Annotated in this window: 20 protein-coding genes and 2 pseudogenes; 13 read left to right on the top strand and 9 right to left on the bottom strand. The window is 41.3% G+C overall.

Going from position 1 to position 22121, the window contains the following annotated elements; all coding sequences use genetic code 11:
• Positions 1–145: 145 nt before the first annotated feature.
• Entirely contained in the window at positions 146–523 is a 378-nt protein-coding gene (locus tag H6G76_RS16335; RefSeq protein ID WP_190702451.1) for a hypothetical protein, read from the bottom strand.
• A gap of 339 nt (positions 524–862) precedes the next feature.
• Here H6G76_RS16335 and H6G76_RS16330 point away from each other — a divergent pair, with 339 nt between their 5' ends.
• The 5 genes from H6G76_RS16330 (at position 863) to sfsA (ending at position 8914) form a co-directional block, all read left to right on the top strand.
• Positions 863–5590, top strand: coding sequence for a PAS domain S-box protein (locus H6G76_RS16330; RefSeq protein ID WP_190702449.1), 4728 nt, complete (start codon positions 863–865; stop codon positions 5588–5590).
• Between the two features lie 182 nt (positions 5591–5772).
• Positions 5773–6213 (top strand): response regulator, encoded by a 441-nt coding sequence (locus tag H6G76_RS16325; RefSeq protein WP_190702447.1) that lies wholly within the window; start codon positions 5773–5775, stop codon positions 6211–6213.
• A 43-nt stretch (positions 6214–6256) separates the two neighbouring features.
• The gene (locus tag H6G76_RS16320; protein ID WP_190702445.1) at positions 6257–6709 is read left to right on the top strand and encodes a response regulator; all 453 of its coding nucleotides are present in this window, start codon (positions 6257–6259) and stop codon (positions 6707–6709) included.
• 317 nt (positions 6710–7026) lie between these two features.
• On the top strand, positions 7027–7968 hold the full coding sequence (locus H6G76_RS16315) for a hypothetical protein (RefSeq protein ID WP_242056426.1): 942 nt from the start codon (positions 7027–7029) through the stop codon (positions 7966–7968).
• 220 nt (positions 7969–8188) lie between these two features.
• Positions 8189–8914: a DNA/RNA nuclease SfsA gene (sfsA, locus tag H6G76_RS16310; RefSeq protein WP_190702443.1), complete on the top strand. Its 726-nt coding sequence runs from the start codon at positions 8189–8191 to the stop codon at positions 8912–8914.
• Between the two features lie 65 nt (positions 8915–8979).
• Here the strand turns inward: sfsA and H6G76_RS16305 are convergent, their stop codons facing one another.
• Complete coding sequence (locus tag H6G76_RS16305; RefSeq protein ID WP_190702441.1) at positions 8980–9957, bottom strand: carbohydrate kinase; 978 nt, start codon at positions 9955–9957, stop codon at positions 8980–8982.
• 438 nt (positions 9958–10395) lie between these two features.
• Here H6G76_RS16305 and H6G76_RS16300 point away from each other — a divergent pair, with 438 nt between their 5' ends.
• Together H6G76_RS16300 and H6G76_RS16295 are read left to right on the top strand one after the other, a co-directional pair.
• Positions 10396–10659 carry a helix-turn-helix transcriptional regulator gene (locus H6G76_RS16300; RefSeq protein ID WP_190702438.1) on the top strand — a complete coding sequence of 88 codons (264 nt, stop codon included), beginning with the start codon at positions 10396–10398 and terminating at the stop codon, positions 10657–10659.
• Between the two features lie 712 nt (positions 10660–11371).
• Positions 11372–12712, top strand: a complete 1341-nt coding sequence (locus tag H6G76_RS16295) for an NAD(P)/FAD-dependent oxidoreductase (protein WP_190702435.1) — start codon at positions 11372–11374, stop codon at positions 12710–12712.
• A 37-nt stretch (positions 12713–12749) separates the two neighbouring features.
• Here H6G76_RS16295 and fdxB read toward each other — a convergent pair whose 3' ends face one another.
• Both fdxB and H6G76_RS37090 read right to left on the bottom strand, forming a co-directional pair.
• A complete protein-coding gene (fdxB, locus tag H6G76_RS16290) occupies positions 12750–13103 on the bottom strand; it encodes a ferredoxin III, nif-specific (RefSeq protein ID WP_242056425.1) in 354 nt (117 codons plus the stop codon).
• A pseudogene (locus H6G76_RS37090) lies at positions 13075–13214 on the bottom strand (nitrogenase molybdenum-iron cofactor biosynthesis protein); the annotation flags it as partial. The pseudogene H6G76_RS37090 and the gene fdxB, both read right to left, overlap by 29 nt.
• Before the next feature lie 253 nt (positions 13215–13467).
• On the opposite strand from H6G76_RS37090, the pseudogene H6G76_RS16285 reads away from it, so the two are divergent.
• Together H6G76_RS16285 and H6G76_RS16280 are read left to right on the top strand one after the other, a co-directional pair.
• A pseudogene (locus tag H6G76_RS16285) lies at positions 13468–13668 on the top strand (nitrogen fixation protein NifZ); the annotation flags it as partial.
• A 163-nt stretch (positions 13669–13831) separates the two neighbouring features.
• Complete coding sequence (locus tag H6G76_RS16280) at positions 13832–14230, top strand: hypothetical protein (RefSeq protein WP_190702429.1); 399 nt, start codon at positions 13832–13834, stop codon at positions 14228–14230.
• Between the two features lie 363 nt (positions 14231–14593).
• Here H6G76_RS16280 and H6G76_RS16275 read toward each other — a convergent pair whose 3' ends face one another.
• The 3 genes from H6G76_RS16275 to H6G76_RS16265 form a co-directional block, all read right to left on the bottom strand.
• Positions 14594–15475, bottom strand: a complete 882-nt coding sequence (locus tag H6G76_RS16275) for a hypothetical protein (RefSeq protein ID WP_190702426.1) — start codon at positions 15473–15475, stop codon at positions 14594–14596.
• Positions 15476–15543: 68 nt separating this feature from the next.
• Complete coding sequence (locus H6G76_RS16270) at positions 15544–16137, bottom strand: DUF1517 domain-containing protein (protein ID WP_190702423.1); 594 nt, start codon at positions 16135–16137, stop codon at positions 15544–15546.
• A 43-nt stretch (positions 16138–16180) separates the two neighbouring features.
• Positions 16181–17743 (bottom strand): pentapeptide repeat-containing protein, encoded by a 1563-nt coding sequence (locus H6G76_RS16265; protein WP_190702479.1) that lies wholly within the window; start codon positions 17741–17743, stop codon positions 16181–16183.
• Positions 17744–17926: 183 nt separating this feature from the next.
• Here H6G76_RS16265 and H6G76_RS16260 point away from each other — a divergent pair, with 183 nt between their 5' ends.
• Entirely contained in the window at positions 17927–18766 is an 840-nt protein-coding gene (locus tag H6G76_RS16260; RefSeq protein WP_190702476.1) for a prephenate/arogenate dehydrogenase, read from the top strand.
• A gap of 537 nt (positions 18767–19303) precedes the next feature.
• On the opposite strand, the gene H6G76_RS37715 is transcribed toward H6G76_RS16260, so the two are convergent.
• Entirely contained in the window at positions 19304–19429 is a 126-nt protein-coding gene (locus H6G76_RS37715) for a hypothetical protein (protein ID WP_277883101.1), read from the bottom strand.
• On the bottom strand, positions 19426–20256 hold the full coding sequence (mazG, locus tag H6G76_RS16255; protein WP_190702420.1) for a nucleoside triphosphate pyrophosphohydrolase: 831 nt from the start codon (positions 20254–20256) through the stop codon (positions 19426–19428). The genes H6G76_RS37715 and mazG overlap by 4 nt, the downstream gene beginning before the upstream one ends.
• Before the next feature lie 258 nt (positions 20257–20514).
• Here mazG and H6G76_RS16250 point away from each other — a divergent pair, with 258 nt between their 5' ends.
• The 3 genes from H6G76_RS16250 (at position 20515) to H6G76_RS37710 (ending at position 22115) form a co-directional block, all read left to right on the top strand.
• A complete protein-coding gene (locus tag H6G76_RS16250) occupies positions 20515–20685 on the top strand; it encodes a hypothetical protein (protein ID WP_190702417.1) in 171 nt (56 codons plus the stop codon).
• A gap of 289 nt (positions 20686–20974) precedes the next feature.
• Positions 20975–21442, top strand: coding sequence for an Hsp20/alpha crystallin family protein (locus H6G76_RS16245; protein WP_190702414.1), 468 nt, complete (start codon positions 20975–20977; stop codon positions 21440–21442).
• Positions 21443–21989: 547 nt separating this feature from the next.
• Positions 21990–22115, top strand: a complete 126-nt coding sequence (locus H6G76_RS37710) for a hypothetical protein (RefSeq protein ID WP_277883100.1) — start codon at positions 21990–21992, stop codon at positions 22113–22115.
• The last annotated feature ends 6 nt before the right edge of the window (positions 22116–22121 follow it).

Below are 22121 nucleotides of genomic sequence, written 5' to 3'. Positions count from 1 at the left end.
CAGTCTAACGATATATACGCAATCTATCTTGGGTAAGTAAGAGAGAATTTGTACACAGCATACTATGTATTTGTTCCACTTTTGTTTGTGCAGCGATCGCTCCCCTAATTTAGGCTAATAGGAGCGATCATTTCTCTAATTAAGGTTACTTTAATATTTCGTCTAGAAAATTTCTGGCAGATTGTGCTTTAGCCAGTGCTGCTTGATGATCACCATAAGCACGAACCAGACGAAAAAGTCCACTTACACCTGTCTTAAGTTGCTCTAGTTCTTCACCACCTACCAACTCCCCATCGAGCATTCTGCTAACTAAGGGTTTGATATCGCCCACTTCTTGCCGAACTTTTTGCAGCTTTTCGACACTACTTAGTAAGCTTTTTAATGAGTTCAAGATGTTGTCAATATCTTGGCTATCCTCAACTGCTGCTGATGAATTTTGCTCTGTAGTTATATCGTCAGCCTCTGAAACTAAAGCAGATTCCTGTGCTGTTGTTTCACTTTTAACGCCGTTTGACTTTGCCATTAAAGTTTCCTCATGAAATTGTTTTCAGCGTACTGCTTTCAGTAACTTAACAAAAATATTATTGTTATTATTACTTAATAAAGTATCACATAAATGCAAATATTTGTAATTTTAAATTTTACATTTAATTATAATAGTTAACAGGCGTTATATTTCTTAATTTAGGGATTTAAATTGCATTAATAATAAATTGCCATCACCCTCAAGTCCAATTCTCGAAGGTTGATATAGGTAAGTAATATATTAGCTAGCAATTTAAAATTTATTTTATATAAATAAAGAGAAAAATTTGTCTTATCTAGTTGCTACTGTCTAGTTTCTAGCCCTGATTTTTATATTATGGAAATTGCTCAGTGCGATCGCCGTCTTCTGGCTACGTTTAAAGCGACTTCCCAGGTTTGCGGCCTTGGTGTTGTTTTTATCGGATGTCTTGTACTGCTTGGTTGGGCATTTGACATTGAGGTTTTCAAGGGGATTTTGCCTCAGTGGGTGGCGATGAAAGCCAATACAGCAGTTGGCTTTGTGTTGTCGGGTTTAGGGTTATATTTTTTACAATCAACCAGAAAACTTCAACGGCAGTTGGTTAAAGGTTGCGCCTTGGTTGCGACCATCTTAGGAATATTGACTCTGAGTGAGTATGTGTTCGGCTGGAATCTGGGCATAGATCAACTGCTATTTCCAGAAGCACCAGGAGCCATTGCCACCTCTAGCCCAGGCAGGATGTCAGCCTTATCAGCATCCCACTTTATCCTACTTGGGACTGCTTTGTTGCTCTTGACTGGCAGAATTGTACCTTACCGACTGATTCAAGGGGTAGCACTCAGCACAGCCTTAATCGATCTGCAAATTGTCATTGGTTACACCTATGGAGTGAAACCAATATTTGGTTTAGGACTTTATATTTATTTTGCCCTGCATACTGCGATCGCATTTTTGCTACTCTCGATTGGCATATTGTTAGTAACTTCCGATAGAGGATTCATGAGTCTCTTTGTCAGCAATACCGCAGGTGGCATTACAGCTAGAGCGTTAATACCTGCGGCGTTTGCTGTTCCCTTTGGGTTAGGATGGCTGTGTTTGCTGGGCGAAAGGCTTGGCTGGTTTGGTGATTCTTTAGGGCTTTCTTTCCATGTGACGGGTAATATAGTTGCCTTTATGGAGTTAACTTGGTATTGCACAAAACATCTCTACCGAGTAGATATCCAACGTCAACAAGCAGAGTCAGCCTTGAGAAATAGTTATGCTCAACTAGAACAGCGAGTCCAAGAACGCACAAATGCTTTACGCGAGAGTGAAGAACGTTTTCGGCGCGCGATTCTGGATGCACCTTTGCCGATTATCCTGCACGCCGAAAATGGAGAAATTCTCCAAATTAATCATGCTTGGACAGAAATTACCGGGTATCGCCCCGAAGAAATCCCGACGATCGCAGATTGGACAGAAAAAGCTTATGGTATGCGTCAAGAACAAATGCGAGGTGCGATCGCTCGTTTATATCAACTGACAGAACGCACTCCTCAGGGAGAGCATCCAGTTAGAACTAACACCGGAGAAACACGTATTTGGGACTTTTATTCGGCTCCATTAGGTAAACTGCCTGATTCTAGAAGTATGGTGATGACAATGGCAATTGATATTACCGAGCGCAAACAAGCAGAAGCAGACTTACAAAAATATAAAGATATTTTTCAATTTGCCGAACACGCCTTAGCAATTAGCAGAGGTTCTGTAATCGAATTAATTAATCCGGCTTTTGCGCGAATGCATGATTATAGAGTTGAAGAACTGCTGGGCAAGCCTATTTTAGATTTGTTTCCGCCTGAGTGCCATACCCAGGTGCTTACATTTATGCAACAGGTTGGAGAGACAGGACACCTAGCTTTTGAATCGCAGCATCTTCGCAAAGATGGAACAGTATTTCCAGTCTTCATCGATGTAACTACTGTCAAAGATGAGCAGGGAAATCTACTGTATCGGATTGTGAACGTGATAGATATTACAGAGCGCAAGCAAACCGAAGCCGCCCTCCAAGACAGTGAAGCCCTCGCCAGAGCCAGAGCCGAAGAACTAGAAATATTTTTGGAGGCAATTCCTGTAGCAGTTTGGATTGCCCACGATCCCGAATGCCATCATATGACTAACAACCGCGCCGCCTACGCCATGATGCGTAGACAGCCAGGGCTAATCATGACGGCAACACCTGCCTCAGGAGAGTATCCTTTTGATTTTCAAATTCAAAAAAATGGTAAAGACATTCCCCCCAATGAACTGCCAATGCAGAAAGCGGCGAGAACTAGACAAAGTGTTGAGGCAGAATTTGAATTTGTCTTTAACGATGGTGAGGTAAAATTTCTTGATAGTCGGTCTGTACCATTACTAGATCATGCTGGCAACGTGCGAGGAGTGATTGGCGCGTTTTGGGATGTCACCGAACTGCGAACCGCATTAAGCTTACGTCAGCAAGCCGAAGAACGCTTTAGCCGTGCCATTCTCGATGCTCCTTTGCCCATCATGCTGCACACTGAAGATGGCGAAGTCCTGCAACTTAATCATGCATGGACGGAGATTTCAGGTTACAGCATCGAAGATACCCCGACAATAGAAGCCTGGGTGAACAGAGCTTATCGCAGCAACAAAGAACAAGTGCAAGTGCTAGCAAACATCGCCTCTATATTTCCGCTTCAAGGCAAAACCCAGATAGGAGAATATTCTATTACTACCCATACAGGTGAAAACCGCATATGGGATTTTCATGCTGCTCCTGTTGGTCAATTACCTGATGGCAGAAAACTGATAATTGCTACGGCGATTGATATCACCGAACGCAAGCAGGCTGAAAATGAGCGCAATCAGTTCTTTAATCTATCTCTGGATATGATGTGCATTGCTGGGGTTGATGGCTACTTCAAGCAGGTTAACCCTGCATGGTCAAAAATTCTGGGCTATGGCAAGGAAGAACTTTTGGCTGAACCTTATCTCAACTTTGTTCACCCCGAAGACCAGCTACAAACAAGCGTGGAAGCTAAAAACCATGCAGGTGGCACTCCCTCAGATACCTTTGAAAATCGCTATCGCTGTAAAGATGGCTCTTATAAATGGTTAGAATGGAAAACCTTTGCCAGCCATGACACAAACTCGCTGTATGCTGTGGCTCGTGATGTAACTGAGCGTAAGCAAGTACAACACAAGCTAGAGGAACAAGCAGCCACACTGCAAAGGCAAGCTGATTTACTGGAATTAACCTATGAAGCAATTATTGTTCGAGATCAGCAGGGGGCGATTACTTACTGGAACCGGGGCGCAGAAACGATGTATGGTTGGCAGCGAGAGGAGGCAATTGGGCGTGTAACTCATAGCTTACTGCAAACCCAAACTCCTGCCGGAATTGACCTTGATCAAGTTGTGATGGAGCAAGAACGCTGGCAAGGCGAACTGATTCATACTTGTAAAGACGACCAAAAGATGATCGTTGAAAGCCGTCAGGTGTTAATTCGAGATCAGCAGGGCAAGCCAACAGGATTTTTAGAAGTTAATCGAGACATCACCGAACGCAAGCGAATTGAGCAAGAACAGCAAATGTTAGTATCGATTGTGGAAAATAGCCCAGACTTTATCGGTACAGCAAATCTCGACGGTGGGGTAACTTATTTAAATCCAGCAGGTCGAGCAATGATTGGACTTTCAGCCACTGCACCAATCAACCATATGCAAGTGCCAGATTTTCATCCACCTGAATACCAAGAATTAATCCTCAATCAAGTTCTGCCCACAATCATGAAACAAGGGTATTGGGAAGGAGAAAACCTTTTACGAAACTCCTCGACACAAGAAGTGATCCCCATACTTCAGATTGCATTTATTAACCGCGATCGCACAACAGGGCAGCCTTTAAGTCTAGCAACCATTTCTCGTGATATTCGAGAGCGCAAGCAAGCCGAGAAAAAATTGAGAGCCAGCGAGGAGCGATTTCGCGCTACCTTTAATCAGGCAGCAGTTGGCATTGCCCATGTGGCGCTGGATGGGCGGTGGCTGCGAGTTAACCAAAAACTCTGCGATATTGTCGGCTATTCCTATGAAGAAATGCGCCAAAAAACGTTTCAGGAAATTACACATCCTGATGATTTAGAAGTTGATTTAGCTTATGCTCAACAGTTGTTTGCAGGCGAGATTCAGACTTACTCAATGGAGAAACGCTATATTCACAAAGACGGTTCTGTTATTTGGATTGGCTTAACTGCCTCTCTGTTACGGAAATCAGAGGGAACACCAGACTATTTTATTGGTGTTGTTCAAGATATTAGCGATCGCAAAACCGCAGAATTGGCAGTCAAGCAACTCAATGAAACCCTAGAACAACGAGTACAAGAACGCACAGCCCAACTTGCAGAAGTTAACCAAGAGTTAAAACGCTTTGCCTATACAGTGTCTCATGACTTGCGATCGCCCCTGCGTGCCATCAGAGGGTTAATTGAAGCCCTAGTCGAAGACAACGGCGATCAGTTAGACGAACTAGGGCAAGAATATGCCCAACACATTGCCGACTCTGCCCAACGCATGGATACCCTGATTCAAGACTTACTCGCCTACAGCCGACTCAGCCAAACCCAAATTCAGTTGCAGACAGTTGACTTGACAACTTTGATGCAGGATATTTTGGTGCAGTTAGAACCAGAACGGCAAGCCAAGCAAGCTGAAATTACAGTAGCTATGCCCCTACCCCAGGTAATTGGTCAGCGTACTATCCTCACTCAGGCAATAATCAACATATTGACAAATGCTCTAAAATATGTATCAGCTGGGGTTGAACCTCAGATACAGATTTGGGCAGAAAAACGTGAAAATTGGATTCGGATATGGATTGCAGACAACGGTATTGGAATTGAAAGCGAATTTCAAGAACGAATTTTTGGTGTATTTGAACGACTACACGGCGCAGATACCTATTCAGGAAGTGGAGTTGGACTGGCGATCGTGCAGAAGGGCATTGAACGCCTCAAAGGCCGAGTCGGAGTTGAGTCTGAGTTAGGGCAAGGTAGTCGTTTTTGGATAGAATTGTTACAAGCATAAGCTCGTTTCATTTTAAATTTTGGCTCGACTATTCTATAAAACTTCCTCTAGCACATTAGTAATAGACTCACAATTGAACCTAAGGCAGAAGTGTTGCACTTTTAACTTTAGTATGGTGAGTACGGTCTTAAAAGAATCAGTATCCCTTGATAGTATCTTTGAGCAATAAACAATCATTAACTATGAGTAATACTCAGCAGAATTGGCTTCTGCTAGTAGAAGATGAACCTGGCAATATATTACTCATTAAGCGGGCAATGAGTAAGCTTAAACGAAATATCCAAATTCAAGCGGTTGAGGATGGTGAACAAGCTGTAAACTACCTCAAAAAGACCAGAGAGGATGCTTGTATAAATCAATATCCTATACCCAGTGTCATACTTACAGACATTAAAATGCCCAGGATGAACGGTATGGAACTCCTGGCCTGGATTAAACAACAACCAGAGTTTGTGAATCTGCCTGTAATTATGCTCAGTAGTTCTGGAGAAATTGAAGACATTAATCGAGCTACTGAGTTAGGCGCAAGTACTTATCTTGTCAGACCTGGATCTTTTACTGAACTGGTTGAAATTATGCAACAAGTTGCTTCATATTTTAATTCAGATTCAGTAAGCTCTTAATAATTCTGATTTTAAACTTAGGCTAAATTCAAGGTTAGAACAAATGGCAGATTTTGATTCCAAAACTGTTCTATATGTTGAGGATGATGCTGCCTATATTTTGTTAGTTAGGCGCGCCCTGCAACGCTCAAAGTTAACAAATTTACCTAATTTACGGGCATTAAGAACAGCAGAAGAAGCCACATCTTATCTATTGGGGCAGACTCCTTATGAAGACAGACTTGCTCATCCTTTGCCAACTCTGTTGTTGACAGATTTACGGCTACCAGGAAAATCTGGATTACAATTTGTGCGCTGGGTACGGGAGCAAGTTGAATTTCAGCAACTTCCAATAGTGATGTTGACTGGCTCTGCTTTAGATGAAGATATTGAGTTAGCTTACGATACAGGCGTTAACTTTTGCTTAGTCAAGCCAGTAGAAGTTGATATGTTAGTTAGCATCATTCAAGCACTCAGCGTTTATTGGGTTCCCCCACCAACCAAGCCGACTTTCTAACTTTGTCGATTAAGCTGGCTAAAAGCTTTTCAGGCTCGATTAGTTTGGCAATTTTTTACTCATCCGCAAAAATACTTTTAAACTGCAAATATTGCCCTCTACTTCTAGTTAGATTTAGAGTAATTATTTGGGTTAGTTTTATAAAAAATTGAATATATAACGTCTAGCTTTTAGTTATTTCCAATACATTTTAATTTGAATTAAGGCATACAACATATTTAATTCATGTCTACAGCCAATGACAGATTACATTTGTAGTTTCTATCTTTAGGATCACATATATTGCTCCATTAAGCTACAAATTAACTTGAGATATTATGCCTATTAATTGCTTGACGCAAACTCATAAAAATACGAACAATGACACAAATAATACCCAACAATCTCTCAAAGTAGAATTGGCTCTATTGATGGATCAAATCAAAAGTAGTGTGTGGCTGATTGGGATTCCATCATGGTTATTTGCCATAACAGATAGAAGCTTTGCTGTATTAGCTGATGGAGATTTATCACCAGTAGAAATATTACAGATATTGATGACTTGCTTGTTCTTCGTCAGTTGGATTTATTTAAAACCAGAGGAAAGTTTAACCAGTAGTGATGTAGAACCTAACGAATATGAGGAATATCTAGCTCGCACTCAAGCTAACAAGGTTAGATTGAAGAAGCGACACATGATTAGCCAGGACTATATTTTACCTTTTCCCTATTATTGCCAAATTTACCATCTATTGAACTTAAAACACTTAGAATCCGTTCATAAATTTAGCCTGAACAGCTTAAAGGTTTTGAATATCAGTAAGTTTCAAGCAACTGATATAGGTGGAGTTATTAAGTTTACTACCATGTTGCAACCAAACATCAATTTGCTGAGGTTTTGGCGGCAACCAATTGTAGAAGTGGATTTAATTTTACATACTCCCTACACGGTAGAACTGAGTATCCCTGCATATAACGACAAACGAATAGTTGTAATCTTTCACGCATTCCCTTTAAATGAGCGCGAACATCAATTCTTTATCGATATTTATAGTGATTTAGAATGGCCCAAGCCAATATTACAGATAATGTTTCATTGTGCTGCTTGTTTGACTCTCTTTGAAGACTTACCATATTTACAAGCTTTAGCTGATAGAAATATCGAGCGCCTATTGAACTTAAATTCAACTTCTAAACACGAATCTATGTTATTGTTTAACCGATTTATAGAACTGTATGGTTCTCGTCAAGCGAGAATCCAATTACCAGAGTCAACGTAAGTTATTTAAATATACTGCACTAAGCGGCTACACAGCCGAAACCCGCCTGCGCGGGTTCTAAAGTTTTAATTCTCTATCAGTCCGAGCAGGCGGACTTGGTTTGTATAGCTGCGGTTTCTAATCGCCAAGGCTAAGGGTAAAATGTCTCTGTTTTTATCATCAAACCAAAGACTAACTACGATATGATGCTCTGTGCATCTGTGGTTGGTTTTGCAAAACAATGCTTGATTGGCTTTATCGTTACCCTAACCTTTACCCTGGTATTTTGCTCAAGCGTTACAAACGCTTTTTTGCTGATGTGCAGCTTGCTGATGGTCAAATAGTAACCGCACACTGTCCCAACACAGGGCCGATGACTGGAGTTTCAACCCCTGGTAGTCTGGTACAGTTGTCTAAAAGTGATAACCCTAACCGTAAACTGGCTTATACTCTAGAACTAATTCAAGTACACGATAACGAACCAACTTGGGTAGGCGTGAATACTGCTTTACCTAACCGCATAGTCAAACTAGCTTTAGCAAAATATTTATTTCCCGAATTAGGTAACTACAATCTAATTAAAGGTGAAGTGGTTTATGGCTTAGATAAAAAAAGTCGTGTGGATTTCTTTTTGACAGGTAGCGATGAAGAACGCCCAATATATTTAGAAGTTAAAAATACAACTTGGGCGCAAGGAACTTTAGCATTATTTCCCGACACAGAAACCACAAGAGGACAAAAGCACCTACGAGAATTGATGGCGTTGCTACCTTTAACTCGTTCTGTGATGCTGTACTTTATCAATCGAGGTGATTGTACAGAGTTTGCCCCTGGTGATAGTAAAGATCCAGTATATGGTCAATTATTGCGGCAAGCGATCGCCCTTGGTTTAGAAGTGTTACCTTGTCGGTTTGATATCTCTCCCGAAGGTATCCGTTATTTAGGCTTGGCAAAACTCGTAATTTAAACGTTAGATCCCCGACTTCTTAAAGAAGTCGGGGATCTTGTAACCTAACAGAATTATGCTACTGCTTAAACTTGCCCAGAAGCGAGAAAAGCATCGACTTCTGCGGCCATTGGTTGAGAAGCGATCGCACCTGGTTTAATAGTAGTCAAAGCTCCGACAGCACTGGCATAAGTAACAATGCGCTTTACTGTGTCTGCATCTTCTAATTTTTGGATACCATGTTGACTCAGTTGGTGGATAAATCCTGCCAAAAAGCTATCTCCTGCGCCAGTTGTGTCAGCCACCTTCATAGGAAAAGCAGGGATTACACCTTCGCTACCACCTAAACAATAGGCGCAACCTTTGTCTCCATCTGTCACCAGCACCCCTTCCACAGAATCTAGGCGGTAAGTAATCGCTCCAGCATCTTTGGTATCAAATAGCCATTCTGCTTCTTCTTTGGAGAGTTTGAGAAAATCAACGCGCTTAAATATATTTTGAATTTTTTGCCGCGCGATATTTTCGTCGTGCCAAAATACTGGCCGCCAGTTAACATCCATGACAATTTTGAGATCTAATTGCTCTGCTAACTCTAAAGCCCGATAAACTGCCTTTTCACTGTCAGGATAAGCTAATTCCAAAGTACCCAAAACCAAAAAATCTGCATCTTCAAATAGCGAGATGGGTAATTGCTGGGCTTGCAGACGGGTGTCAGCAAATTCAGATGTATCATATTGACCGAAGCCAGCGAAAGTGCGATCGCCTGCCAAATCCCGCACCACATATACTTGTCGTGTTGGCGCAGTAGCATGACGTTGTACACCCGTTGTATCTACACCGACTTCTTGTAATAACTTGACCAGTGCATTCCCTGGTTCATCTTCGCCCACCGCTCCGATAAATCCTGCTGAAGTTCCCAGTTTCACCAAAGCACAGGCCACGTTAGCTGGCGCTCCTCCCGGATAAGGAGTCCAGGATTTCACCTCTTCCAACTTTAGCCCTAATTGATCGGCTAAACAATCGAATAGAATTTCACCGAGACACAAAACACGGGGATTACTCATCTCATTTCAGAATTTCGATTTGGGTTTAGGAACTAGAGAAGAATTTAGAACTGGGAGTTCATCAATTAGAATCTTATCCAGCTAAATTTTGAATTCAAAGTTCTAAAATTTTCCTCGGTCAGTATAAAATCTACAATAATCTTGATCATCTGTCGCCAGTCTTTTATAGAATTCCATAGCAATTTTTATTACTTTTCAAGATGTAGACACACCTGATTCACATTTTTTTCAGTGCGGTAAACCAGGAACCCAAGATTTTTAATTCGTATTAAAAGCTACTTACACTCGCTCAAGCCTTAGACTATCATCAAGCTGAACTTGCAAAAAATTATTGTCAATCATATTGCAGGTAACACTTCAAACCCCTACAAACAAAAGAATCTTCTAGAATTAAATAGAGTGATTAAGTACATATACCAAGGGAGGATAGAACCAGTCATGGCTAGTGGCGAGTCTCAGACCCCTGTTACTCTGTCAGACAGAGAACTGCAAATTATCGACTTAGTGGCCGCTGGCTTAACTAACCAAGAGATTGCAGTAAAACTGGAAATTAGCAAGCGTACAGTTGATAACCATATCAGCAATATTCTCACCAAAACCCAAACGGAAAACCGCGTGGCTCTCGTCCGTTGGGCGTTACAGTGGGGTAAGGTCTGCTTGAATGATGTCAATTGCTGTCCTCTGCCTAATCAGTCCGATTGAATTATGTGCTGATAGAGATGCGGTCAATGGCGTTTGGCAGATGCCATTAATCGCGTCTAGTATTGTGATGAATTTCGTCTGGCAAACAGCTACGACATTTTGACGGTTCACTGCTTGTTTTACTCCTCATGCATCTATTTCAGCGTGAACCTTTAAGTTCTCGCTAGCATCAACATCAAGCAGAACCAAATACTCAGCTATTGGTTATCCTGCAAGGGCGTTACAGTTAATCCAGTTTTACAAAACTGGATTAACTGTACATCTGAAAAGAAGGGGTTTCAACCAAAGACGCTGTGTTTTGAGCATCGACTTGTCTTGAAACACATCTTTTTTGTTTCCATTATTAAAATAAGGAGCTTGTACCTTCATCTTTGGGGCTGAATTTTATTTCCCTACACCCCCGCCCCAAAGGGGCTTGGTCATTGCAAGTTGCGAATTGATATGACTTGTGAATAAATTGTTCACTCTTAAGTAAGTCGGTGGGAAAAAACAAAACTATGTTAAGAAAGATTAAATAGATTAAAACCTTCTTCCCTCCTGCCTTACCCCAACTACAAATATTTAAGCCGTTCTACTTAATAATGATTAATTAATAACTTTGGATACTTTTTGGTTTGTTTAAATTGTTCTAAATAAGCGGCAACCTAATGATAATGCTGTTACATCTTTGTTAAGAAAAGTTACAACGCTCTTAACACAAGGAAATATTAGTATGGTAGTCGCAGGTGATAAGAATACCCAACATCAGGTAGTAATTGTAGGCGGTGGTTTTGGGGGATTATATACAGCAAAGTATCTTGCTAACGCTAATGTAAACGTTACCCTGATTGATAAACGTAACTTTCATTTATTTCAGCCACTTTTATATCAAGTTGCCACAGGTACGTTATCACCTGGTGACATTTCCTCACCATTGCGCGCCGTATTCAGCAAAAGCAAGAATACACAAGTTTTGCTAGGAGAAGTCAGCGATATTGACCCAAAAGCACAAAAAGTGATGATGGGCAATCAAGCAATACCATATGACACCTTAATTGTTGCTACAGGTGCAAACCATTCTTATTTTGGTAAAGACCACTGGAAAGACGTTGCACCTGGCTTAAAAACGGTAGAAGATGCTATCGAAATGCGCCGTCGGATATTTGGTGCATTTGAAGCAGCAGAGAAAGAAACTGATCCCGAAAAGCGTAGTGCTTGGTTGACATTTGTGATTGTGGGTGGTGGCCCTACAGGTGTAGAATTAGCAGGCGCGATCGCGGAATTGGCATACAAAACCCTCAAAGAAGATTTTCGCAGCATCGACACCTCAGAAACCAAAATTTTCCTATTGCAAGGGGGCGATCGCATCCTCCCACACATGGCACCAAACTTATCAGAAGAAGCAAAACTATCTTTGCAAGGGTTAGGTGTGGATATTCACACTAATACCAGGGTGACAAACATTGAAAATGATATCGTTACTTTCAAGCAAGGCGGTGAAGTTAGCTCAATTCACACAAAAACTATATTGTGGGCCGCAGGTGTCAAAGGTTCCACAATGGGGCAAATTCTAGCAGAACGTACAGATGTAGAATGCGATCATGCCGGACGTGTGATTGTAGAACCAGACTTAACTGTTAGAGATTATAAAAACATTTTTGTAATTGGAGATTTAGCTAACTTTTCCCATCAAGCTATGAAACCCTTACCTGGTGTTGCACCTGTCGCCAAACAACAAGGAGAGTATGTAGCTAAACTGATTAAACGACGGCTGAGAGGTCGTACTCTACCACAGTTTCATTACAGTGACGTAGGTAGTTTGGCGATGATTGGGCAAAATTTAGCTGTTGTAGATTTAGGCTTTCTCAAACTTACAGGTTTTTTAGCTTGGGTATTTTGGTTAGTAATTCACATCTATTTCTTAATCGAATTTGACACTAAATTACTCGTAGTATTTCAGTGGGCTTGGAATTATATTACTCGTAATCGTCGCTCTAGATTGATTACAGGCCGAGAAGCTTTTACAGAACCACAAACAACTGTTAACAATAATACTCGTTTACTGGATGCTTAGACCTTTTGTGCTTGTCAAGCTGCTAAATAAAATTAGCTTAATTTTGTTCGAGTGGACTATGAGTGTAACAATTTTTCGGACAAGTTCTAGCGCAAGCTTGACAGCCAATACAATATTCAGGATGAATGATAGACATAACTTTACGCTCGATTTCTTCATTCTCCTCATCTTCTACAAACTCACCATCTTCATTTAATGCTTGCATTCGACCACAAGCCTTAAAGCATCTACCACAGCCAATGCATTTATCTTGGTTAATTTCTTTTACAAATTGTAGTGTCCAGCACAGCGTAAATAAAGCAACCTTTTCAATTACATCGTAAGCTTCAATTGTCTGTAAGCCAGCTTTGAGCAATTGTTCCACCAGGACGGCTGTCATTTGCACATTCATATTTGCGGTTGCAATAGTTGCATTGAATATTGCAAGCTGGTGCTACTGCAACGTGCATCCTTGCGTAGTAGTGGTGCGCTTCTTCGCTAAGCAAGGATGTTTTTCAATCCGCTATATGCACTATAGTCATTAAAACTACTTGATATTAAGTAAGTCTGTGGGAAAAAACAAAACTATGTTAAGAAAAATTAAGAGTTAAAATTTTCTTTCTTCCTGACTTAATCAAAACCTTACACCTAGCCTTAAAGTTAACGAGACTAAACTACGAGATGCAAATGTCGCCTTTAATCTTGAGGAAAAAATAGCGATCGCTCGCAAGACCAACCTGATCATTGCTAAATCAAAATCTAAATGGTATAGTCCTATGCAATTAGATGAATTAGAACTAGAGTTGCCACCAGCCTTTGATATTGGCTCAAAAGTTAGAACTCGCAAGCTAATCCGTAACGATGGCACATATCCCGGTCAAGACATTGGTGCAACACTAGCAAAAAAGGGAGAAATTGGTTACGTCGTAAGTATTGGGACATTTTTACAAAATTCCTATATCTATGCAGTGCATTTTAATTAAATTCACCTTTCTTAACATATTTTATTTAACAGGCTTAATTATCCTCGCTGAAACTTTAATTTGGAAGCTTTTTACATACCCAAAGTTTTATATTCTAAAGTTAAACATACTGAATTAATTTTTCAAAATATTATTGAAAATTTCTGATTAAAATTTGATGGAAAAAGCTGCCAAATCAACAATTAGTATTTTATGCGAATGGATATCTCCAAAATTTAATTTAGGTCAACAAACTAACCAAGGTTTGGTAATCGGCCTCGAATATTTACCAGATGGTACATTGTTAGGAGATACCGTTGGTGCAGGCTGGCGATATTCGGTGTTACCTCATTCAAGTTCTCGTTTCTTGAAACACTTTCGAGGTGAGGATTTGCAGCAGTCAAAAGACAAAACACCTACACTATCTCAACTACTCAACTATACCCAAACACTGATAGCCCAGATTGCGGAACATCCAGAATATAAATATTTGCTGGCAAAAGATTATCAGCCTGACTTGACTGTTGCTGATGCACAAGCAGCAATGGCTTATTTGAACGATAAAATCAATTCGTAGCAACCTACAGCTATGAGTTAACGTGAGTTCGACGGAGCTAAAAAACCCCTCTCCAAACCTCTCCCCCTGTGGGGGAGAGGCTTTGAAACCCTTATCTTTCGTTGAAATATCACAATGTTTTAGCCCCTCTCCGCGTCGGAGCGAAAAGTTGAGCCAGTGCGTTGGACGGGTTCCCCGGCATAAAGCAACTGGCGTTGCGCGTCCGGGTTTCCCGGCGCAAAACTTTTCAAGACAGAGGGGTTGGGGAGAGGTTCATCGAACTCACGTTGAGTTAACCAAACCGTATTGGGCAGCAATGCAAAAAATATAGGGGCAATTTCATACCCCCATATTATTATTGAAAATTCTTGAAATTCAAACTAATTAACGTCGTCTGCTGCCGAAACCACCGCTACGGCTGGGACTGCGACCGCCACTACCAAAACTACTACCTGAACTGCGTCTAGTAGTGCTAGATCTGCCAGATGGTCTAAGTTCACTACCACCAAAACCAGAACCGCTAGGACGGTTCACTGTAGTTCTACGAGGAGTAGTGGTGCGGACACTAGAACCACTAGGATATGTTCTTCTAATATTGCCTGTGGTGCGGAAAGCTGTACGATTTCTGACAGCTGCGGGTGGTGCATTATAACGGCTACGGTAGCGATCAACAGCTTGGTCATAGCTAGAACCATAACCACCAAAACCAGTTAGCACTCCGCCTGGTTGATAAACAGGTGGTACATAATATTGGGGTCTAAATAACATACTACCAATTGCCTGGCCCGCTAGACTACCAGCTAAAGAACCGGCAAAGGGCGACCAAAAGCTATTTTCTCGCCGCACGACAACTGTTTCTTGCTGTCCTGTTTGGGGATTAGTTTGATTTTGGGTAACGTTGTGGACGTACTCGATTTTAAAGTCTTCTGTGAGATACAACGCTGGCTGTCCGTTTTCAACCTTTAGGTAAGACTTCTTACCTTCTTTGACTTCTTCATCGGTCAGCCGTGCCATTTGTACATTTTCGCTTGTAAAGGTTGGGGGTGTACTGTTCAGTAAAAACAGCGTATATTCCCCAGTACTATCGTCATAGGTTGCTTGTTGTACTGGATACTGCCCATCACTCAATTTGGTGGCAGTAGAAGTTTGGCTAACATTGCGTCCTGTGGGAGTAGTTTGTTCTCCACCCCCGCAAGCAACAGTTGTTATACACAAACTCAAGGCTAAAACAACAACTGTAAATTTACGTAATATGGTCATGATCATTGCAGTATTGTCTTATCTCCGAGCTTAACAACTTCTTAAAGTGGTTGGTGTGCGGACAACCCAACAAGTTACAAAGGTATCAATTCTGGGTAATATTGCAATAGCTGATCGCTTGTTAATTCATCGCCTAACTGTGCTGGCGAAAAATGCACTTGGATAGCTTTAAGTTTGTTGTTCTGGTGCAAATTGATCAAGGCTCTGAAAGCTGCTTTCAAGGCGCCAATATTTGCTAGGTCAGTTTCTAAATCTGGCACTTCGCCTATATAGGCTACGGTAATCATCACGACGACGTTGCGTGTTACCGGAACAGATAAGGGTTGGTCAAAGCCAGAGGGAGAGTCCCAATCAATATCAGCACCGTATCTTTCGGCTGAGTCAGTAAATAATTCGTTTACATAATCGCCGGCCTCGCCTTCACTCCAGAACACGTCGCCTTCGTTGGCAGCAGACATCCAGTATTCATCGTATCGCAGCAGGGTTTCGCTGAGGTCTACTAATACTTCTCCTAAAACTTGCAAATCGCCATCAGCATCGATCGCTTCTCTCGCAGCACGATTTAATACGCCTAAAATTGGTGCAACATCTGATCCGCCTAAGTGGATGAATAATCGACAGACTACATAGCGAGTCCGGCCAACCATTCTGTTAAAGGTATCACGCATTTGCTAGCTCCAAAAATTCGTTTCTGGCAAAATAGAGATTTTCTTATTCACTGATATAATGAAAGCTTTTGAGAAAATCTACAACTATATTTAACGAAAGTGGTGCAATTGTGGCATCATCTGATTTATCGGCTAAAAATGCAGCATCAAGTTGCGAGCTATTAATAAATTTCTTGCCAAAGTTTGGGTTATTGTATACAGCCAACGTCTGGGCGCTGGAATTAGTTAAGATTGTTTGGGTAGGCGCTCTAAAGAAATTTAATTTTGCTGCTAACTCTAGATTTTTTTTCATTTGCCGAATCGTCTGAGCCTGACTAATAGCTTGCTCGATGAGCGTGGTCAATTGCTTCACCCGTGGTGGTATTTTTATTCCTAAGTCGGGTACATTTTCTTGATTCAGCAACTCTACCACTTGATAAATACTTTTTTGCGTACTGGTGGCATCTTTAAAGGGCAGAATGGCAATACAAGCTGTGGGCAATAAAGCTTCGTCGCTATCTACGCGGAATGTAAACACAGTCCGACGACGGCCAATTTCCATGCTGGGGGGTTGCTTGAGGATGCGATATTCTTGAGCAATGTGGAAATAAGCCCCAGCTAGGGCAAAGTTGGCTTCTGGTTCTAAGGCGGCATCGACAATAATGCGAATGGTGGGTGGCGTTTCGTTAAAAAAGTCCCGTGGGTCGTCGGCTTCAAATTTTTGAATGATCGAGCGATCGCCTTTTGGACTAAGATCAACCCATTCACAAATCATGCCTTCCGTTTTTAGCCCAAACCGTGAGGCAGAATGCAGTTTTGCTCCAGTTAAGGTTGCGCCTGTTAAATCAGCACCAATCCATTCAGCTTTAATTAATGATGCTTGAGTTAAATTAGCATGGACAAAACTTGTATTCGTTAAATTAGCATTGCTCAAGTTTGCCCCTGTCAAGTTAGCACCACTTAATTTTGCGCCACTTAAATCAGCCCAACGGAGATTTGCGCCACTTAAATCAGCCCAACGAAGATTAGCCCCACTCAAATCAGCACCACTGAGATTAGCCTGGGCCAGATTTGCCTGTTTGAAGTCAGCTTCCCGTAAGTTGGCACCACTGAGGTCACTACGATGCAAGTCAGAGGCGTTTAAGTTGGCCATTTCTAAGTTTGCACCGGCAAAAGAACTACCTTTTAAGATTGCTTGGCTCAAATTAGCGCGACGAAGATTGGCTTTTCGCAGTGTAGCTTCGCGTAAATCAGCACAGTTCAAGTTAGCTTCAAACAAGTCAGCACGGCTCAGTTCAGCCCGAATTAGCTCGGTACGTACTAGTGATGCACCCCGCAGTTGAGCGCGGCTGAGGTCGGCACGAATCAAGTTTGCAACATTCAGGTTGGCATAATTCAAGTTTGCATCTACAAAGTTCACACCACTCAGTCGAGCGACATTCAATGTCGCATGGCTCAAATTGGCTTCACTAAGATTCGCTCCACTAAGATTTACCACACTCAAATTAGCTTGGCTCAAATTGATGCCAACTAGTTTGGCTCCACTTAGGTTCGCTTCGCAAAGTTCGATACCGCTAAAATTTGTAACCCCTGCTGCGTATTGTTCAAGTAATTCCTCTACAGTCATCATAGATGCTACCCATACAGAATTAAGGGAGTAGGGAGTAGGGAGTAGGGTCTAGGGGCTAGGGTCTAGGGTCTAGGGATTAGTCTTAAACTAATCTCTAACCTCTAGCCTCTAGCCCCTAACTTTTAGCCTCTAACTTCTAGCCCCTAAAATGTACATAAAAATATAATGTCAAAATCAATTATGAATATTGGTATTTTAGGTTTGGGATTGATCGGCGGTTCTTTGGGTTATGATTTGCGATCGCAAGGTTATCATGTCTTGGGAGTGAGTCGCCGGGAATCTACCTGTCAAACAGCAATAGCCCTTGGCAGTGTGGATGAGGCTTCCGTTGATCTGAGTTTGTTGGCAACCGCAGAAGTTATTTTTATTTGTACGCCTATCGCCCTTATTGTTCCCCAAGTTGAACAGTTAATTGCACATCTTTCTGCTGCTACGATTATTACTGATGTTGGTTCAGTGAAAGCACCGATAGTCAAGGCAATTTCTCCTCTGTGGTCAAGGTTTGTGGGCGGTCATCCAATGGCGGGAACCACAGATAGCGGGATAGAAGCGGCGCAAAAGAATTTATTTGTTGATAGACCTTATGTACTGACACCAGATGCGACAACGCCCAAAGATGCGATCGCCATTTTAGAAGAGATTGTGCGATCGCTTGGGGCTAAAATTTACTATTGTCAACCAGAACAACACGACCGGGCTGTGAGTTGGATTTCTCATTTACCTGTCATGGTGAGTGCTTCATTAATTACTGCTTGTATGGGTGAAACTGACCCCGAAGTTTTAAAATTAGCGCAAAATTTAGCTAGTTCTGGTTTTCGAGATACCAGCCGTGTCGGTGGCGGAAATCCTGAGTTGGGGGTGATGATGGCACAGTATAATCGTCAAGCTTTGTTGGGTTCATTGCAACAATATCGCCACAATCTTGATGAATTTATTAATTTAATTGCCCAAGAAGATTGGACAACTTTAGAAGCAAAATTATCTTCAAACCAACAAGCCAGACCTTTGTTTACTGAGTGATAGGTAATAGGTGACTAACCCCCGTTGGGGCGGGTGTAGGGGAGCCAGCCGCGTGGGCGGGTCTCCCGACTTGAGCGGAATGGCGTTATGGGGTGTGGGGTGTAGGGGAAGTTAATAGACTAGTGTAGGTTGGGTGGAGGAACGGAACCCAACATTCACACATACTGATCTCACCTATTGCCTATTGCCTATTACCTATTGCCTATTGCCTGCCCCTGCTATGGTTTTTCAACGGCTTGTTCACCAGTAAATTACCTGAATTAATTAATCAGAAAAAAATTTTTTCAGTATTTCAACTGATTTCGTGACTGGATAGCGAAGATACAAATTATGGGGTATTCAAGTGCCATTTGTGAGTAAAACTTATACTCACTTTTTTACCCTAATTACTGAATTTATGAAATTGACACTGATTAAAACACCACACATAGTCGTCATCGGTATTCTCATGGTGACAAATTACGTACTTTTCACTATGTTGCTCAAGTATTTTGATGGGATTAATTTGTTATTTAATAATTAATTAGTTAAGTATTATTATGCGATCGCTATTTCTAAAAGCGATCGCATTTGATGTTTAGGTGCTAATTCAGCAAATATACGTTGCAGAAATATACCGAAGTTAAGACTGTTACTATCAAATTGTAAACTGGGATGTATCAAGGCTCTTGGGCAAGTTGGGCTTTTGCCTGTTGCCAGAGTGTCTCCAACTCATCCAAACTGTAATCAGAAAGGGGGCGGTCAACTACTGCCTCCATTTTTTGTAACCGTTGTACAAATCGCTGATTTGTGCCTTGCAAAGCCGCACTAGGGTCAAGATGATACCAACGGGCAAGTTGCAGAAGGGCAAATAGTAAATCGCCTAATTCTGCTTCTTGGCGTTCTGGGGTTTCTTCGGCTAAAGCTGTTTGAAATTCTGCCAATTCTTCGTGAAACTTTGCCCACACGCCATCAATATTTTCCCATTCAAAACCTACCGCCGCAGCTTTGTGAGAAATTTTCATTGCTGCCATCAATGGTGGAAGGGTACGCCCGTAGCGGCTGAGTTTGGCACTAAGTTGCTGATTTTCTGGGGATGGTTCACCTTTTTCGGCGGCTTTGATTTGTTCCCAGTTTTGCCGCACCTCATCGACATTCTGCACTGACACATCACCAAACACATGGGGATGACGGCGAATTAACTTTTGCGAAATGCCTTGAGTGATTTCTTTGAGGCTGAATTGACCCGATTCACTAGCGATTTGGGCTTGTAGCACCACTTGTAATAGTAGATCACCTAGTTCTTCGGCGATCGCTTTTTGATCACCACTTTTAATCGCGTCTACAACTTCATAAGCTTCTTCAATGACGTAGGGTGTCAGCGTTTGGGGAGTTTGTACCAAATCCCAAGGACAACCACCATCAGGCGATCTTAACTTTGCCACCACATCAATTAATTCTTGCAACGCCACCAATGTCTCAGTATGTTTGAGATTTTGATTTAATTCCATAATCAGCCTGTCACCCATCTAATTTAGTACAGCATTTCATTAATTAGTGGTCTTTAGTCAAGCTGTCGCTATTGTTATTGCACAAAATTAGCTGTGTCAGTCCACTATGGTAATTTTATCTTTACTTGATAGCTTTCTGTTGATTAAAAAGGAACACAATCATTCTTGTTTCCTAGCCTGAAGGGGTCTAGAGCGAATAACACTAAGAAAAGCTATAAGCTATACGAGATAAGGATTTCAAGTTTTAATCAATGAACAGTGAGTGTGCAGGTTGAGCGATTACTCCCAGATCAGACAGAACTTCATGGATGGGGTATGGATAACCCTATCTTAATTCACGCTTCAACGACACCAGGAACGGCATTTGGAGATCCAAGGCTGATAAAAAGGGGGCAGCATTTTGGTGGTTGGTCTGGTTATACTTCTTAAAGACCTCTGGGAATGCCTAGCCTTGTTCATAGTTTAAGACAATTTGAATCCATCTTTCTTGGCTGGAAACTTGCTCTGGGTGGACTTGTGTATACACCGTAGGCTATACAAGTGGGTACGGTTATTGCGATCGCGCTTTGTTATAGAACCGAACCACCTGCCATTGAATGTTGATCTAAAGTGTAATCAAGAAGCTTGAGATTAAGCTTAATTTATTTAAAAGATTTAACCAACAAATAAGCTTGAAATTAAGCTTCATCATTCAAAAAACTGCATCTTAGAGGTAGATATGGCACTTATTCGTTGGGAACCATTTCGTGATATTGAACGCCTTGAACCATTCCGCGAATTAGAAACTCTACAACGGCAAATGAACCGTCTGTTTGATAGATTATCTCCTACAGAAAATGGTGAAAGAACAGCGTTTAATTTCGTACCTGCTGCTGAACTAGAAGAAACTGATGATGCCTTTCATCTAAAACTAGAAGTACCAGGGTTAGAAGCTAAAGACATCAATGTAGAAGTTACACCAGAGTCAGTTTCTATTAGTGGCGAGCGTAAATCTGAAACTAAAACCGAAGAAAAAGGCATCAGCCGATCTGAATTCCGATATGGCAAGTTTCAACGGATAATTCCGTTACCTTCTTTAATCCAAAATGACAAAGTTCAAGCTGAATATAAAGATGGTGTCTTGCGTTTAACTTTGCCAAAATCTGAAGCAGAAAAGCAAAAAGTTGTCAAAGTTAATATCGGTTAACTTCTAAAGTGTGAAGTATAAATGTCATACTTGATGCTGATAGCAGTTACCCAATGAGATTCCCCAACCCCCCTAAGAAAGGAATTGTGATAGATTCATGATTTTTCTCAGGGAAGTATAGATTTTATGTGTTAAATAGATGTTGCTAAAGTCTGAAATTGTCATAAATTTCAGGCTTTAGCTTGTGTCTTTTGGTAGATTTCTCAGTTGAGCTATAGCAATCCTATTTGATTTACAAACTGCTGATGTGGGCAGGCAAGAGTACCTATTCCCTCTTGCAATAGATTTGTTTGAATCTCTTACATAGACTGCTATAGCAATAACTAAAAAATTAAATCTCCAGGTAGATTGGCGCATTAAATAATTAATACAACAATAAAATATGTAGTGTTGTTTTCTTGCTTACCCCAGGCAGATGCCAGACGTTGTTAAAGCTGTGAAATCTAGAAAGACTGGATTGCTGAGGCTAATAAAAGCAAGTAAACTCATACGTGAATTTCAACAGTTGACTTTTAAAAAACTATCCAGTGTGTTTATATTTGCATATATGAGTACTTATCAAAATAGTAAGTATCAACAGTCATATTTATTAGCGATCGCATCCACAGCAACAGTATTCAGTTGGCAAAACCTCTACCAGCAATATTTGGCAACAGTGGAGCGCACATGGTGACTTATC

The sequence above is a fragment of the Nostoc sp. FACHB-152 genome (assembly GCF_014697475.1).
Lineage (GTDB): Bacteria > Cyanobacteriota > Cyanobacteriia > Cyanobacteriales > Nostocaceae > Nostoc_B.
Note: the sequence above shows the minus strand (reverse complement) of the source record. Positions and strands in the feature narration are given on the sequence as shown.